Annotated in this window: 9 protein-coding genes, 1 tRNA gene and 1 pseudogene; 6 read left to right on the plus strand and 5 right to left on the minus strand. The window is 48.4% G+C overall.

Going from position 1 to position 15,167, the window contains the following annotated elements:
- Positions 1-119: 119 nt before the first annotated feature.
- The 4 genes from L9B60_RS10035 to L9B60_RS10050 all read left to right on the plus strand — a co-directional run bounded on the left by L9B60_RS10035 (position 120) and on the right by L9B60_RS10050 (position 3,860).
- Positions 120-195: transfer RNA gene (locus L9B60_RS10035), tRNA-Thr, on the plus strand.
- A gap of 162 nt (positions 196-357) precedes the next feature.
- Positions 358-1,677 (plus strand): tyrosine-type recombinase/integrase, encoded by a 1,320-nt coding sequence (locus L9B60_RS10040; RefSeq protein ID WP_249678338.1) that lies wholly within the window; start codon positions 358-360, stop codon positions 1,675-1,677.
- 930 nt (positions 1,678-2,607) lie between these two features.
- Positions 2,608-3,588, plus strand: a complete 981-nt coding sequence (locus tag L9B60_RS10045; protein WP_249678339.1) for an integrase domain-containing protein — start codon at positions 2,608-2,610, stop codon at positions 3,586-3,588.
- Entirely contained in the window at positions 3,585-3,860 is a 276-nt protein-coding gene (locus L9B60_RS10050; RefSeq protein ID WP_249678340.1) for a hypothetical protein, read from the plus strand. Before L9B60_RS10045 ends, L9B60_RS10050 begins: the two co-directional genes overlap by 4 nt.
- 152 nt (positions 3,861-4,012) lie before the next feature.
- Here L9B60_RS10050 and L9B60_RS10055 read toward each other — a convergent pair.
- Positions 4,013-4,185, minus strand: a pseudogene (locus L9B60_RS10055) (cysteine hydrolase); the annotation flags it as partial.
- Positions 4,186-4,357: 172 nt separating this feature from the next.
- Here L9B60_RS10055 and L9B60_RS10060 point away from each other — a divergent pair.
- Positions 4,358-5,953: a DUF6119 family protein gene (locus L9B60_RS10060; protein ID WP_249678341.1), complete on the plus strand. Its 1,596-nt coding sequence runs from the start codon at positions 4,358-4,360 to the stop codon at positions 5,951-5,953.
- Between the two features lie 399 nt (positions 5,954-6,352).
- Here L9B60_RS10060 and L9B60_RS10065 read toward each other — a convergent pair whose 3' ends face one another.
- Together L9B60_RS10065 and L9B60_RS10070 are read right to left on the minus strand one after the other, a co-directional pair.
- Positions 6,353-7,105: a hypothetical protein gene (locus tag L9B60_RS10065; protein WP_249678342.1), complete on the minus strand. Its 753-nt coding sequence runs from the start codon at positions 7,103-7,105 to the stop codon at positions 6,353-6,355.
- A 542-nt stretch (positions 7,106-7,647) separates the two neighbouring features.
- Positions 7,648-9,279 (minus strand): Shedu anti-phage system protein SduA domain-containing protein, encoded by a 1,632-nt coding sequence (locus L9B60_RS10070; RefSeq protein ID WP_249678343.1) that lies wholly within the window; start codon positions 9,277-9,279, stop codon positions 7,648-7,650.
- 649 nt (positions 9,280-9,928) lie between these two features.
- Here L9B60_RS10070 and L9B60_RS10075 point away from each other — a divergent pair.
- Entirely contained in the window at positions 9,929-12,379 is a 2,451-nt protein-coding gene (locus L9B60_RS10075; RefSeq protein WP_249678344.1) for a tetratricopeptide repeat protein, read from the plus strand.
- 372 nt (positions 12,380-12,751) lie between these two features.
- Here the strand turns inward: L9B60_RS10075 and L9B60_RS10080 are convergent, their stop codons facing one another.
- Positions 12,752-13,495: an HNH endonuclease family protein gene (locus tag L9B60_RS10080; RefSeq protein ID WP_249678345.1), complete on the minus strand. Its 744-nt coding sequence runs from the start codon at positions 13,493-13,495 to the stop codon at positions 12,752-12,754.
- A gap of 5 nt (positions 13,496-13,500) precedes the next feature.
- Positions 13,501-14,670: an AAA family ATPase gene (locus L9B60_RS10085; protein WP_249678346.1), complete on the minus strand. Its 1,170-nt coding sequence runs from the start codon at positions 14,668-14,670 to the stop codon at positions 13,501-13,503.
- Positions 14,671-15,167 lie beyond the last annotated feature (497 nt).

A 15,167-nucleotide genomic window follows, 5' to 3' on the forward strand; every position in this document is an offset into this window, starting at 1 on the left:
GCCCACTTGGCACCGCGCTTGTGCATAAGCGATGAAGCTAAAGTGCATAACGGTTGGAAAATAGTGCTGCGGGGGGCTTTACTCAGGGCGACGAGTCGCTATAATCAGCGCCCTCACTTGCCGGTATAGCTCAGATGGTAGAGCAACTGACTTGTAATCAGTAGGTCCCGGGTTCGATTCCTGGTGCCGGCACCATTTGAGGTTCCACAGAAGGCTTTCAAAATCTCTGGAACCCTTGAAAAACCCGCCTTCTGGCGGGTTTTTTCGTTTTGGCGTTCTGTCGGATTCCGGTGGCAGCCAGCGCTTTTAAGGGTAAAGATTAGGGTAGGTTTCAATTCGATAATAAGGAGTACCCTTATGTCGCGTACAACCGCACCTCTTACCGATACCGCTTGCCGCTCGGCAAAGCCTACAGACCGCGCGTACAAGCTCTTCGATGGCGACGGGCTCTACCTCCTCGTTCAACCGAATGGCCGCAAGGGCTGGCGTTTGCGCTATGTGAAGCCAGACGGGCGAGAGGGCCTGACCTCTTTCGGCAACTACCCGGTGATAACCCTCGCCGATGCACGACGGAAACGGCTCGAGGCGAAAAGGCAGCTGGCGAATGGCGTTGATCCCATTGAGTCAAAGCGTGACGCCAAGACTACGGCAGCTATTAACGGCCGAACATTCGAAGACGTAGCGTTGGACTGGCACAGGGAAATGTCTGCCAAGTGGGCCCCCGGCCACTCCAAAACCGTACTGAGCAGGCTCAAGACTCACGTCTTCCCCTTGATTGGCGCCCGAGCCATCGTCGATCTGGATACCCACGACTTGATGATGCCGCTTGAGGCCATCAAGAAGCGCGGCACGATCGACGTTGCCTTAAGGGTACAAAACTACCTCCAGAGCATCATGCGGGAAGCCAAACGGCTCCGGCTGATCAGCCAGAACCCAGCGCACGATCTCGAAGGGTCAATAAAGGCCCCCCGCGTAAAACATAGGCCAGCACTGCCACTGGCTCGCCTGCCAGAACTCCTGGAACTCATAGATACCTATCGCGGCAGAGCCCTCACACGGCTGACGGTCATGCTCTCCTTGCACGTTTTCGTGCGCTCCAGCGAATTGCGCTTCGCACGCTGGAACGAGTTCGACCTCAAGCGCGGCATCTGGGAAATCCCCGACACCCGCCCAGCGCTGGACGGCGTACCCTTTTCCACACGGGGTACAAAAATGGCCGGAGACATTCACCTTGTACCCTTATCCCCGCAAGCGGTGACTTTACTGGAGCAGATCCACAAGATCACCGGCAAATTCGACCTGGTGTTTGCCGGAGATGCCAAACCGTGGAAACCGATGTCCGAGAACACGGTGAACGCTGCGCTGAGGACAATGGGCTACGACACCAAAGTGGACATCTGCGGCCACGGTTTTCGCGCCATGGCGTGTAGCGCACTGATCGAGTCCGGGTTGTGGTCAGAGACGGCCATAGAGCGGCAGATGAGCCACAAGGAACGCAACAACGTGCGCGCCGCGTATATCCACAAGGCCGAGTTCCTTGAGGAGCGCCGGATGATCATGACTTGGTGGAGCCGGTTTCTGGAGGCAAACCGCGAGGATCATGTGACGCCGCATGAATTTGCCAAGCAGGCGGGTGAGAACGTTACGCGCATTCGCAGTGCCAGGTGGGCCGAGTAGCCCGCCGCCCCACCGCTACAAACCCGCTGTGAAGTTACACGCCGCGCTGCATGAAGCTCCTCCGCGCGGGTCCTTTTAAACGGGGCTGCAAAGCCGCCCCATTTAAAAGGACCGAACCTTAGAGAAAAACAGCTGGCACAGCTTAGCGTCTGTGGAAAACCAACGTTGTCCACCGGGGGATAGTTTTATCCACAGGCGCTAATTATCTGAAGTCAGGCCGCTTGACGACTTTTATCCACAGGCGTAAACCAGAAATTGCAAGCGCTGCCGAGGCAGCAAAATGTGGCCAGAAACCTGAAAGGTCACGCCCCTCGTGAGGCGGTTCATCCCAAGTACGATTCGCGTCCGGTAGCTCGTACGGTCACTACCCATGTGATGGATGCTTACTCAACATCGTTGCCACTGCGGCATCCACCCTACCCTTCTGCCCAGCAGCAACCTACCCGCTTGGCCATTTCGTGTGCGCCAATCCTTTGCCCGTCTCTTTCTCCAGGAAAGAGACAGGCGCTCAAACCACCGCTGCAGCCCATATAAAACGTGGCTTTGCCGCAATCCCCCTCGTGACAATCGGCGTGACAAACACCGAAGTCACCAGCAACAGCGATGTAGATGACGGTGCCGCAGACCATGGATTGGACTGCACCTGACTGACAGTCAGGTATGCCCCGGTCATCGCATCACTGCCTTCACCCGACTCAGGATCTCGCGGCGATGGTTTCGTCAGCCATCGCAGCCTCCACCCGCCCACCGGTATCGGTGATCAGGAGGCCAGATCATGAGATGCCCTTGCTCCCGGTCGTAAGGAGTCGCCAGTCCGGCGTAGAGGACACTCCCCACAGGTCGCAGGGGCCTTGATCCCTGATAACACTCAACATTCTTGGCGGGATGACGTGGGGCGAGGATTGGAGAAACGGGTAGGAGGTGTACGACATGGCATTAGTGGGTAGACGCGATGGTCGTAATTTCGGCTACGGCAGGCAGTTGAGCTACGCGGGGCCACAGGCGCTGAAAGACATGTTTGGCAGTGGCCACTACGGCACGGTCAAGGCGCACAATGACCGGTGGCGGGCATTTGTGAAGTGGTGCCGGTCTGAAGCGGGGCCCGGGGTCAACGATGCGCGGCAGATTAATCGCGAGGTGTTGTCGAACTATGCCGCATACCTTCGCGGCCTGGTTGAGCACGGCGACCTAGCTATCAGCACCGCGCAAAACCGGCTATCCAGCGTTAATAGGACAATGGCAGCGCTTCGCGGTGATCAGTATGTGAAAGTGCCAAGTCCGAGCAAGGCGTTGGGTATGCAGCGCACCGGGGTTCGTCAATCGGTAGTGCAGGGCCAAGATCGCGAACACATACAGCGAATAGTCGAAGCGCTTTGCAGCCGTCATCATCTAAGGGCCGCGGCGATGGTGCAGCTGGCACGAGCCACCGGTATGCGTTTGCGTGAGGCCATCTTGGCTGACCTGCCACGGTTGAGCCGCGAGGCTGAAAACTTAGCCAAGATCAACATTCAGGATGGCACCAAAGGCGGTCGCGCCGGTGCATCAGCACATCGCTGGATAACGGTGGACGACCATATTCGTGGCGCACTTGAGTTTGCGAGGCTAGTGTCGCCTGCTGGTAGCCGCAACCTGATTGCTCCGAACGAAAGCTACGCGACCATTCTGCAGGAAATCGTCCGTCCTGCACGCGACACCATTCATGCACACAACCTCAAAGGCTTCCATGAGCTACGAGCCGCATACGCGTGTGAGCGCTACGAGCAGATCACCCAACATCGCGCACCTATCAACGGTGGTGAATGTTGCCAGCTGAATCAGCGCCTTGATCGTGAGGCGCGGAAGCAAGTCAGCTATGAGCTGGGGCACCGTCGGATCGATGTGGTCGCTGCCTACATCGGAGGACGGATATGAGTAAGTCGTTCGATATGGAACTGTTCTTGGCTGGCGTGCTGACCGGGTCGCGCGCAACGCGGCAACGTCATGTGCGCCAGGCGAAGATCATTCAGGTCGCAATCGCAGAGCGCTGGAAGCGAGAAAACCCTTGGACTTGGCAAAAGAAGCATTTGGTGTGGTTTCTTGAGAATCGCTTGAGCGAACACAGTCAGGCAACGCAGTATTACTACGTGCTGACGGTCCGACTGCTAACTCGACGTTTAGAAACGTCATGGGTTTTTAAGCTCTGAAGGGGACCTGTTCCTGATATCAGGACCGGTTGAATCCACAGTCAAAAGCGGCCAAAGCTGAGTGTATTAGCCGATTGCTGCCTGCCGTAAGGGCAGCAGTCACGCGAAGCAGATCGATCGACCCAGACTCTGAGTCGATCTGTCAATTCCGGTTAGAAACGCCAGTCCTCAGCCTGAACGACGCGACAGAATGCGCGCGCCAGTGCCGCATTTTGATGATCGACGATACTTTCAGCCTTCAATGCGGAGTGTCGGTGCAGGTATGAGCATCGGCGATCAGCACTCTGTCGAATCCAAGATCTCGTGCGGTACGGCAGATAGTATCGAAATAGCTCTATTGCCGGTTCAGAGCATCGCATAATAGCTAACGGCTCTGGGTTGATCAGGGTTTTTTATGTGATATTTAGATAGCCGGGTATACGCTCGACTGTTGCTAACAATTCTCTAATGTGGCATTTTTTAATTCGCCAACGCTTGGCGCTCAAAGGGAATGTGCCATGAATAATCCTTATAATATTTATAAAGTTAAACCGTCTAAATTAGACCAGCTTAAAGAGAAGCTTGCCGGGGTCGGATTGGTCGAACAGAAAACTCATCAGACCGACAACTACTCCATGACCTTTTATTTTTCGGAGAAAATAAAAGGGAACGACATTTGGTGGTGGGAAACCTATCAAAATTTTTTTAACGATGAGGTTGCTAAGCCCAAAAATATTTTTCACTTCGGACTTCTACTGTGTATACAGTTGGATGATCCAAGCCAGATATATGCAGTGAGCTTGGGGAAGGCTCATTTCTACCTTTCGCGATTCATACAATATGATTTCGGCATCGACCTAGCAGTGCGAATGGCCGACGAACATACGATTCTGCTGAAGAAAAGTCGATACTTCACCGGAACCAAAAGGCAAGATGTCTCGTCGTATCAAAAATTTCAGCCGAACAGCTATGATCCAGGAGAGTCCGTCGATCATTTGAAGTTAAGAGCTTCTGATAAGGAGCTGTGGGGTGAAAAGAATATAATTTTTGCTGATTCGATCCAGTTGGAGATGAATCGCGATCCAATCGATCTAGCTCAGATATTCGATCAAATCAAAGAAGGTCTGATGGGCGATGAAGTAATTAGACTACCAAAGTTAGAGGCTGTCAATGATGAGCTTTCGGAGGAGTTGGATAAACTTCTATTCATTTCGCTTAAAAATCGCCTAGGCAATGTTGCGATAGAAGAGTTTCATGTTTATGGTGTTGCGATTTGCTTTAACTTTTATAATTACGATTATCGTTTGTCCGCTAAGAGGCCTGGTGGATCTGGCTACTACAGAAAAGACATTGGTAACTCGCTGACGGTTGAGAACATCAGTGATTTTTTAGCGGAACATGAGGATGTCGAGAGTGTTAGCTCGCTCAGTGTGCAATTCAAAAGTGATGAACAAGGTCTATTTACAAAAGATCTGAAGGAGCTGATAGACCTCCCCGTAGCCTTTGAAGGGTATCAGTATTTTTTAAGAAATGGTGATTGGTATAAATTCAATGACACGTTCATGAATTATCTAAAACGCTCCCTGGATAAAATAGTTACTGTTGTGAAAGAGCCGCTTGAGGAGGCTGACTACATCGTATGGAAAGAAGAGAAGCAACGTAAAATTGAAGCTGGCGAACCTGTTGACGACAATATCACATACCGTGAGTCTTATTTTAATAAGAAGCAGCGTGATGAAAATGGCTATCTACTGCTTGATCGTCAGTTGACGCTAATACGGTCACTTGAGGCTGGCAAAAAAAACTACAAGGTTGAAGTGGCCGACTTGTACAAGGATAGGGAGATTATATCTGTAAAAATTTCTGAGACGGGGCCTGATCTTATTTATAATATCGAGCAATCAAAGGACTCGGTTGAACTTATCAAGCGAGGAGAGATCGATTTTGATCAAGAATTTGATACGGCTGCTTTGTGGTTCGTGTTTGAAGAGGAAGTTCAGAGGATCACCGAATTCAACTCAATCCAGTTTCTTCTTGCAGTAGAGTCTTGGCAAAAACTTGTAAGCGGGCTAGGGCTAACGCCGAAAATCTACATTTCTCGGCACAACAAGTGAATCGATGAAAGGCTGCGCAGAGTCGTGCCTGCGCAGCCCGGCCGACACGCATTTGGATGTGCAGGCCTACGCCCTGCTGACGAGGGGACGAGTAAACGATGACGGACCATAGCTGCTCTACGTGGAGGACAGCTAACGACCCAGGCTGTGTGAAAACGTTTTAGAGTGCGTTCGGCAGTCAGAACCGGAACGAAAACCGCGCTCCTACGTAAATCTTAGGTCTGCTGACTAACCAAGCGCTGGCAGATTTTACATAGCAGAGCAGACTGCAAAACGATTCATGCGTTTTCACACAGCCTCGACCCTTAGCGGACGTTTAGAGTAGAGAGAACAAATTTGCTACCCCTTTGTAAAAATTGGGCTTTCATCCGTGCCAAAAGCGTCCAGCTGGGCGACTTGTTAGACTAGCCGGGTAAAACTATTTCTTTCAGATTCAAGACTCAACATAGAGGACTCGATGTAGTTTTTCTTCCATAGAAGTTTTCTGGTAATGTTAGGGTCTTCCTTATGCTTTTCTATCTTGATTAAAAGATTGGACGTAACATTATCCTTCAATTCGCAATGCGCAATTAACGCATTGCCAAGTTGAATGCTGCCTTCCATTTCCAAAATATAAAGTACATTCAGAATATACTCAGATTGATCTGGGGAAACTATCGTAGGGATATACGATCTTTTGGGTAAAAAATTGTAGTGCGGAGAAGATGGGCCAAAAACCTCCCCATAAATCCTCTTCTCATGTAGAAAAATTTTTTCGCCAAAACGTTGATCGATTAAAATTCTTGGTGTCACTGCTTTTTTTGACTCAATAAGATAGGCCTCCTCTACAGCAGGTCCGAAGAAACTTAGCTCATCAAAATAAGCACTTCCATATGTAACTCCGCCTCTGACAAGATACCCTTCATTCAGTAGGCGTAGCGTCATTAATGAAGTATTAAATAATGCGACCTGAAATAGCTTGCTTAAGTCCTTCCTTGAATCTTCCACGTCAGGCTTGTATTTATAAAATACGTAAGCGCAGTCAGAAAAACTAAATAGCTTTCGAGTATAGGCGACATGCTCTTTTTCTTTGGTGTCTTGAAGATCCTGGCTCTGCTTCACTGACTCATGGAATATCCGGTGAATCTTGTATTTTTCTTCAAAGGAACTCATCTCCCTAGATCCTAAAATGTCTAGGAAAATAACGATCATATCCTCATAATTTTCCAAATTTTCTCCAAGCAGCCTAGCGGCTGGCTAAATCGAAACCAAGCTATCGATAGCTGCAGTGTGGTCCTCGGTCTCAGGGAGTTCCTGCCCGATAGCTTCTGAAGCTTTAGAGTAAAGGGTGTGGATTTATTTCTCTACCCTAAACTTCCGCATTTGGTCCAGAGTGTGTAAAAACGCTTCGCCAAAATTGAAGTGTGCGCGTCTACGTTAAATCTGAAATTTATCGGCACGTCAGCAGATGTGGATTTCGCGTAGACGCGCGATTTTCAGTCCGGTTTTGAGTACCTGTCGCGCTCAAAAACGTTTTTACACAGCCTCGGCCGATAGCGGTCGGTTGTCACCGGCAGCTTCCGACCCAAAGCTGCCCCTCGTGAACGGAGGTGAGTTGCGCGCAAAGGTTGCAAGGAGGCGGTGACGCGGGCACCTGTAGGCGCAAGCGGGTCTTGGCTAGACGCCAGCAGAGCGCTCTGCAGTATTCGCCCCTGTCAGAGCATCGATATTAATCTCATCATCTGTTCTAAAAGGTCATCGTAAGTCATAATTTTAATGGTGCGATTGGTGTTGATTACTCGGAGCGTTTCTTTTTGCTTAAGAGTTAGGTTTTTTGAACGACCGATCACTACTGCACCTTCAACGACATACTCTCTTGTAAGCCAGTCGGGTACGTTATTTTTCCCAGCTCTAATTTCGCCTATCCAATCTTCGACCTGCTGGCCCGCATGGGTGACCTTGCTACGCAAACGGTTATCTTTCGTGAATATTTGATCCACATGCCTTTCTAATTCAACCAATAATATTCGCCTATGTGACTGCTCGTACTCCAAGACCATATCTGCCCTGAAGTCGCCAATGGGCACCTCCATGTGCATTCGCCCGAAGTGACAGTCAAATATTTGCGGATTATCCCCAATGAATTTGTGAAGGTCTTTTTCGAGTGTGGAATCTCGACCTAAAAGGCGGCAAAAATCCGTAAATTTCCGCTTCATTGCACTTTTTGAACTACCGTCCGGAACCAGCGACAATAATTTCTGGTTTAACTTATCCTCTTTGGAGAGGATTTGCCTTGGTGCATCTTTAGTTTTTCTATTCACTATTATTGGTGGAATTAACTCGCCGTACCCCCTATCAAGGACCTTTATGTCAGACTCGTCGAAATTCCCGATAACTACTGCCTTGATAGACTTGACTTCCAAGGCCCTATAAGCGCAGTAAACTACGTAGTCATCGTCCATTATTAGCTGGCCGTTCTCCTCATACAGTAGAATTTCAGCGAGTGGGGCTCCCCATTCGGCGACTCTACGCATAAAGCTCTTTATTTCAATTTCAGGGATGCTGAGTGTGTAATCAATGTCACGTGGTCGAATACGACTGATCGGAAGACTGATGCGTGTGCATTGAGCTGACCCTTTGAACCCCTCCGAGATCAGGTTGACTAGGTAATCATTATCCTTTTGCTTTGAAACTCGATCGTCAATAATACAATCCGTGTCAATTCGCGGATATTTGTAATTGCAGTATGCAGTCAGACATTTAAACGCCAAGTCAAGATAGCTATCCTCACTAAATACATCTTTGCCGACCCGAGTCCAGCCGTTACTGCTCATTCGCGACACAAAGGGTTCCGGATTCACTGCATTAACCCTGAACTCAAATCTCGTCACTTTTTCACCAAGGTCGCGCAAATTAAACCCAGTTACAGAGTAAACTCGCCCCCCACCTTTCAGGGCCTCTCTTTGAAACAGAAAACCTACGGATTCATCTTCATAGTCGGTAGACACAAAAAAGAACTCGGGAATCGGGTAGTGCTCAAGCGCATACATCTGTTCGAACGCAGCTTTACCCGTCGGCAACTGGTCGGAGGAAGTCACGTAGTCTTCTCTCAGATACATTATCGCCTGGCAAATATCTCCTAATAAGGCGTTATCCTGATATTTTTTTAGTGCCCACGTAACGATTTCTTCATTGGTCGCTACGCGCTTTTCACCGAAGGTTATCTCCAACAGCATCCCTTGCCTCAGCGCCGTTAGCAAAGGTCGTGCTTCTTTGGTTCCGAGTAATATTTCCGCATGGCGCTTACCTCTGGTGGTGGCGCTCTGTTCAGAAATTTTCAAGTCCATGAGTGGATTGTCCATCATCAGTCATCATGAGAAGGGGGGCAGAGGCTACCAATCCCGGTGCGATGATGTCTATCTGCCTTCTTTCAATTGAAGCTATTAGTATTTTTCTGCATCCAGTCCAGACTTACGTAGACGGCGGAGTGGCAACAATGCCGACAATGTTCTTCATGGTCCTGGCTAAGGCCCCATTACCGAACTGCCCCTGATTTCCTGACTGCGTCGACTGGCCAATTTGAATTGAAAGCTGCGTAGCGACGAGCGTCCGCTCCTGGCCGGTTTCTGCCTATCACCACCGGCAGCTTTGGGTCTAGGCTGTGTAAAAACGTTCTAGAGCAGGTTTGACGGTCAGAACCAGAACAGAAATCGCGTTCCTACGCAAATTTAAGGTCTGCTGATTAACCAAGCACCGGCAGATTTTACGTAGCAACGCAGACTTCAAAACGGTGCCTACGTTTTTACACAGCCTGGGCCGAAAGCTGCATGTTGAGGGGCAGCAACCGACTCATAGCTGCCGGTGGCGGCAATGGGCAATCGGCTGTGGATTCAAATGGTGGGGTATATCTATAAAATCAAGGACGACTGACACGAATTTGCTTAACTAATTTCGGTATGAGCGCTACAGTCGGAAAAATTCTTGCGGGCCTCAACGATGTCGACCCTTACCGTATCGGACGAACCAGCGCTCCCTTTTATCCGATTTGCAGTTAGCTCGGTAGGAGAGCCTCTCCCACCTGCGAAGCTGACGCTCACCGAGCAGTTAGATGGTTCAGTTAAATGCGCGGTAACGGGGGATTCAGTATCCACTCCCGCCATTGCGAAGTCTGCAGCTGAGGCCGCCGAAAGGGTGACGCCCATCGATCTCACTTTAGGAGAGCGTTTGGTCTTGGTGGCGAATTCAATTCGTACAAGATTGGAAGCTGAAGGCTATTTGGTTCAAGAATTACCTTCGGCAGACGTAAAAGTCACTGCTGTATTTGATCTGCGTACCGGACGGTTGATTGGGCGACAAGAGACGTTGCACGATTTCACATCAGTTGATACCAAGTTCGCGGAGCGAATTAACCTTTCAATACATGGGGCCCTTAAAAAGGGGCCTCTCGATTTGGCAACTGAGATTCATCGACTTATTGATTTAGGGGACAACTTAGGCGCTGCTGCTATCCTTGAAGGAAGAAGCGGTCTGGGATTCTTTGGGGTATTGCCGTTAGAGCTCCTTGAAGCGCTTCAGCGTATCGATGTTCTTGTTTTGTCTGCAGAGTCTGAGAAAGAAGTTCGTATTAGTCGTATGGCTGTTGCGGCTTCTTTAAATAAATTTGATGACGCTGAAGTTGATGCTCAGGCAATTTTGGATGGGGGGATTGAAGACCCGGCGGAAAGTGTAAAATTCACGAATACTATTGCTTTCGCTTGCTTCAAAAGAGGCGAGATCGAAACTGCTATCGCAATGTGGACAGAGCTACTAAAATCGGCTGATTCTTTTTCTTCCTCTGATCGAGCTTGGATCTGGCGAAATTTAGCTAATGCATTGCCGACGCCTGGAGCTGATGCAATCAGAGCTGCGCATATGTCTATTGATTCGTTTCTTGAGGCAGGAGACAAACGCGAGGCTGCTACTAGTATTTTGCTTCTATCCAAACTTCTCGAGTTCGATGGGCCGGTTGCGGCAGTAGAACAATTAAATAAGATGCTGGATGTTATCGCGGCTAATGGATTGATGGCGGATGCCCTGCGCTCATCAATATACCATTCCTTAGCTACTCAACTTTATAACTTGCGCTCTTTCAATCCTGCGTTGGAGGCCGCGATGCAGGCTGCATCACTATTAAAGGGGGTTGTCGGAGCAAAAAGAGACCTGATTGCCTCATTAAGTCTTGCTTCGATTCTGGCGGAAAAGTGTTCAGATATAGAGCTTTCTCAGCGTTTAAATTCTGAAGCTATAAGCTTGGAGGGAGATATCTCCTCAGAAAAATACGCTCTCGTTCGGCAAATTCACGCATTATTCGGTGAATTCGATTCTGCTTCTGCTGAAGATATTCGCGCCAGAGCGAATGAGTCCGGAAATTCAAATCTCATTGCAGCATCAGAAGTTGCCATTGCGATATCAGATCCGAGTCTTGACTCTACAACGAGGCTTCGTAGGCTGGAGTCGGTAGTTATTCGCCTAAATCGCGAGAAGGCTAGCCCCGAAGCGAAGTATCCTGCTATGTCTGCGATAGTTACGGTGTTGAGAAGAGATGGAAAGCTTGACCGTGCTGGCATTTGGCTTAGAAAGATATTAGCTGGCCAGCCGCTTAATTTAGATGCGCGGGACCAGCTTTTACAGGTGCTCTGGGACTCTGAAGCATGGGGCGATGCAGCAATTTTCACTAAAGAACAAATTGCTTTGCATGGCAATCTTCCAGGGATATTATTTGCGCATGGAAAGTCTCTCCTCGAAGCTGGCGATTCAAGTGGAGCTTTATCCATTTTTATGCAGGCGCTGAAGAAAGTTGAAGTAGGTAATCCACTCCGAACCACTATTTTGGAGTTTCGTGAAAGAGCTCTTGAGCTAGGTGGGGTTGTTTCAGTTGTTGCGTCGAATGTCGATGTTGCAAGGCCAATTTTTCGTGAGGAGCTTATTGATGCGTTTCACGAATTTTCAAATTTTATATCTGGCGAAAAGCGGATGGTTTTTTGGTCCCGCCCTCAGCCCCAAGAAGACTATAAATGGGTGTCCCACCCTGAAAAGCGTGCTCAGGATTTGTTTCACACTTTTTTGAAAGCTCGTTTTCTTCATAGGATTTCAGTTTATGAAGAACTGGACACCGGTGCTGGTCGGTTGGATATTTACCTAAAAGTGGATGGCGGTCTATCCGTTATCGTGGAGTTGAAGATGTGTGGTTTTGGCTACCCTAGTAACTATGCAGCCGCGGGTGAAGGACAGATTCAGCATTACATGGGCAACAGGGATTCTCATCTTGGTTATCTTTTAGTGTTTGATGCCCGATTGGACAAAAACAAAGAGCCACTTATTCCGAATATGACTGACTCCTCAAAAACTATCTATGAGGTTTTTGTTGATGTTAGACCGCGCGTAAGTGAGAAGAAATCAAAGAAATGAGCTTCTCAAGTGATTTACGAGCCCGGTTCGAATGGCGGTATGAACGGCCCACATTTCTGAAGGCAGTTTAAATGGCTGCTTTTGGCCGAAAGCAGTCCTTCATAAAAAATTAATATAGACCATCACTAGTCTTGCTGTCAGTCAACTTAATCCTCAGCCGCAGAATGGTTTCTTTCGACCCCATAGCTGCCTGCCGCCGAGCGCGGCGGTCTAGCCATAACCATTAGTTAGCGCTGGCGAGATATCTTACGAAGCTAGCCAGGATATCTGGAGAAAATAAACTTTATCGGTGCTTTGCTTATATAAAGCCTCAGAAGTGAGGCCTTATATAAGTATGGAGGTGTAGGCCGGGTTGATTGATGCAGTCAATAACTAAGGCTGTTGAAATGCAATATCTTGTGCAGCCGATAGTTTGGCCTCAAGATAGTCTTCCCACAAATTAAGTGCTTGTAGTTGAGATATGACCCCCATGAAATCCTCATCATTTAAAGCTACTGTTGCGGTAGTGGCTGCGTAAATTGCTTTAGGCTGACACTCGTTAAGGATGGTTTCCACTATGTTGAGTAGCTTGCTCTTCCTTATCGCTGTATTGGACTGGTTGTACGCGTCCAGCCTGTCAACGGCAACCCGTACAGACCTAAAAACCTGTTCTCCAACCTCAAAACGCTTGAATACCAATCGATCTGAATTATTAAGATCCAGCGCTTCAATAGTCGTATTCCCCACTTTGTCTTTGCCTTTGAACTGGTAGAGTTTAAAGGAAATATGATGCCTTGGATCAACATCATAAGGGTTAACTATCGGATCGCTGCCCACATCATGAATTCCTTTGGAAATATTGCACCTTTTACAGGAGGGAAGCAAGTTATCCCAATCCACAACATGATCTTTGTATAAATTTTTGTACTTGAAGTGCTCAACTTCCATGTACTTGCTCTCGTCTGATATAGAACACTCGCAAAATGCGCATTTTTCGTGGCTTGAGGCTAGTAATGGGGCTTTTATCTGTGGGTGATTCCATACGCCACTGCCATCGCTTTTAAATTTTTCAGTAAGCTCTGTGACGGTTGATGCAGATAAATATTCAGGCTTAGGTTGACGCTCCAATTTTATCAATTACTTCACCCCTTGATAGCGCCAAGCTGAAACGACAGAAGCTTTCTAAGACTGTTTTCTGGATGCAGAAGCTTCTCAAGTTCCTCGAACGCTAAAGTCCCAGCTTTATAGTTATCTTCATCTACGGCTCGCTGAAAGCTTTGGATAGCGTTTTGGTATACCGCTGTACGGGTATCACCAAGCCCCATAACATCCGTTAAAACCTCCTCCACCGTCCACCCTTGGTAGCCATACTCACTCGATGGGAGCGATTTTCTCTCAATCTTCCCATTTGTGTAATGTAAAGCCACGACCTGATTTGGCATTGCTGCCTGTATAATATGCGGGCTATGAGTCGTAGTTATGAATTGCGCATTTGGAAATGCTTGGACTAGGATCGTAGAGATTTTTGCCTGCCATTCAGGATGAAGATGAAGCTCCAACTCATCTATCAGAATCACACCCTCAAACTCATCCAGTCTTATGCCTGATTCTGCAAAGCGGTATTCTATTTCCTTAACTATCCCGAACAATATAGATAGGCACGATTTGAAGCCGGAAGAGAGATACTCGTAGTAAATTTCTCCAGCGGGAGTGCTTACCATTATTTCGTTAGTTCCGGCATCTACTTTACTGAATAGATAATCCTTATGCAGTAATGAAAAAAAATTCTTCGCCTTTTCGAAATTGTGCATTCGCACATCTGAAAGGGCGCCCGGATGAGCTGAGTAAAGATATCGATTAACAAACCAGCTTTTAACTTCGGTCAGATTTACGCCGTATTTGTTGCTGCTTGATGTGGTGTAAGGGTCTCTGTCCGCATCCCGAGAAACGGAGTCCAGTGCTACGTACGTAAATGTTCGAGCAACTTTCAAAGAAATATGCTGTTTTATATAGTGTTCGACAGGGTGTGTATTTTCATTTTTTCTTGGACTGAATTGGGATATTTTATAAGTTCGCTCTTCGATTTCGCCATTACCAGGATCAACGAAAGTGGTAACGCTCCCGCACTCAGAGCCTACCATTCGCTTCAAGAGGTTGCTTTCATAGCCAGCAAATGCCTGAGCGACGCTCTCAAGAATGGTTGTTTTTCCGATTCCGTTAGGCCCGCTTATAATATTCATGTGATCATCGAACGTTAAAACAAGTTCATCGATACCACCGACACAGGTAATTTTGATCTGCTTGATCTTCATCCAACTATCCTATTGAACTCATCCATTAACCTACTCGCTCCCCGTCTGCAGCAACACGAAACGGCATATTTCAATCATGCCATCATGTAATGACGAACGCACTCAATAGCGCGCATCGAACCCAACCTGAACTCGGACGCTGGCTGACCGCTTGTGGCCGATTGTGTTGAAAAAGTCGGCCATGGTTTCCACGGCAGAAAAGTACGCGTCTGAGCTTGAAATCTTTGCGATGATCAGAGGGTTCCCGGGCTCAGATTTCGCGTAGATGCGCAGCCTGGAAGAACCGACTTTTTCAATACAATCGGCCGATAGCGGCCTTCTAGCAGTGGCAGCCTTTCGTAGTTGGCTGTCGCTTACGGTAGTTGGAGAACGAGCCACAGATTCAGAAAGGCATGAGAGGCAGCCATGCACTGAGGGCAATCGCTCCCACTCTGGTTTTCCCCCTCTATCAATGCTTAGCCATCCCCGAGTACCGGGATAGTTTTAGAGATAGACTG

Source organism: Pseudomonas abieticivorans (assembly GCF_023509015.1).
GTDB lineage: Bacteria > Pseudomonadota > Gammaproteobacteria > Pseudomonadales > Pseudomonadaceae > Aquipseudomonas > Aquipseudomonas abieticivorans.

Bases quoted from the DNA above. Each gene is read 5' to 3' on its own strand.
- L9B60_RS10040 (WP_249678338.1), top strand. From the start codon at position 358: ATGTCGCGTACAACCGCACCTCTTACCGATACCGCTTGCCGCTCGGCA.
- L9B60_RS10045 (WP_249678339.1), top strand. From the start codon at position 2,608: ATGGCATTAGTGGGTAGACGCGATGGTCGTAATTTCGGCTACGGCAGG.
- L9B60_RS10050 (WP_249678340.1), top strand. From the start codon at position 3,585: ATGAGTAAGTCGTTCGATATGGAACTGTTCTTGGCTGGCGTGCTGACC.
- L9B60_RS10060 (WP_249678341.1), top strand. From the start codon at position 4,358: ATGAATAATCCTTATAATATTTATAAAGTTAAACCGTCTAAATTAGAC.
- L9B60_RS10065 (WP_249678342.1), bottom strand. From the start codon at position 7,105: ATGAGTTCCTTTGAAGAAAAATACAAGATTCACCGGATATTCCATGAG.
- L9B60_RS10070 (WP_249678343.1), bottom strand. From the start codon at position 9,279: ATGGACTTGAAAATTTCTGAACAGAGCGCCACCACCAGAGGTAAGCGC.
- L9B60_RS10075 (WP_249678344.1), top strand. From the start codon at position 9,929: ATGTCGACCCTTACCGTATCGGACGAACCAGCGCTCCCTTTTATCCGA.
- L9B60_RS10085 (WP_249678346.1), bottom strand. From the start codon at position 14,670: ATGAAGATCAAGCAGATCAAAATTACCTGTGTCGGTGGTATCGATGAA.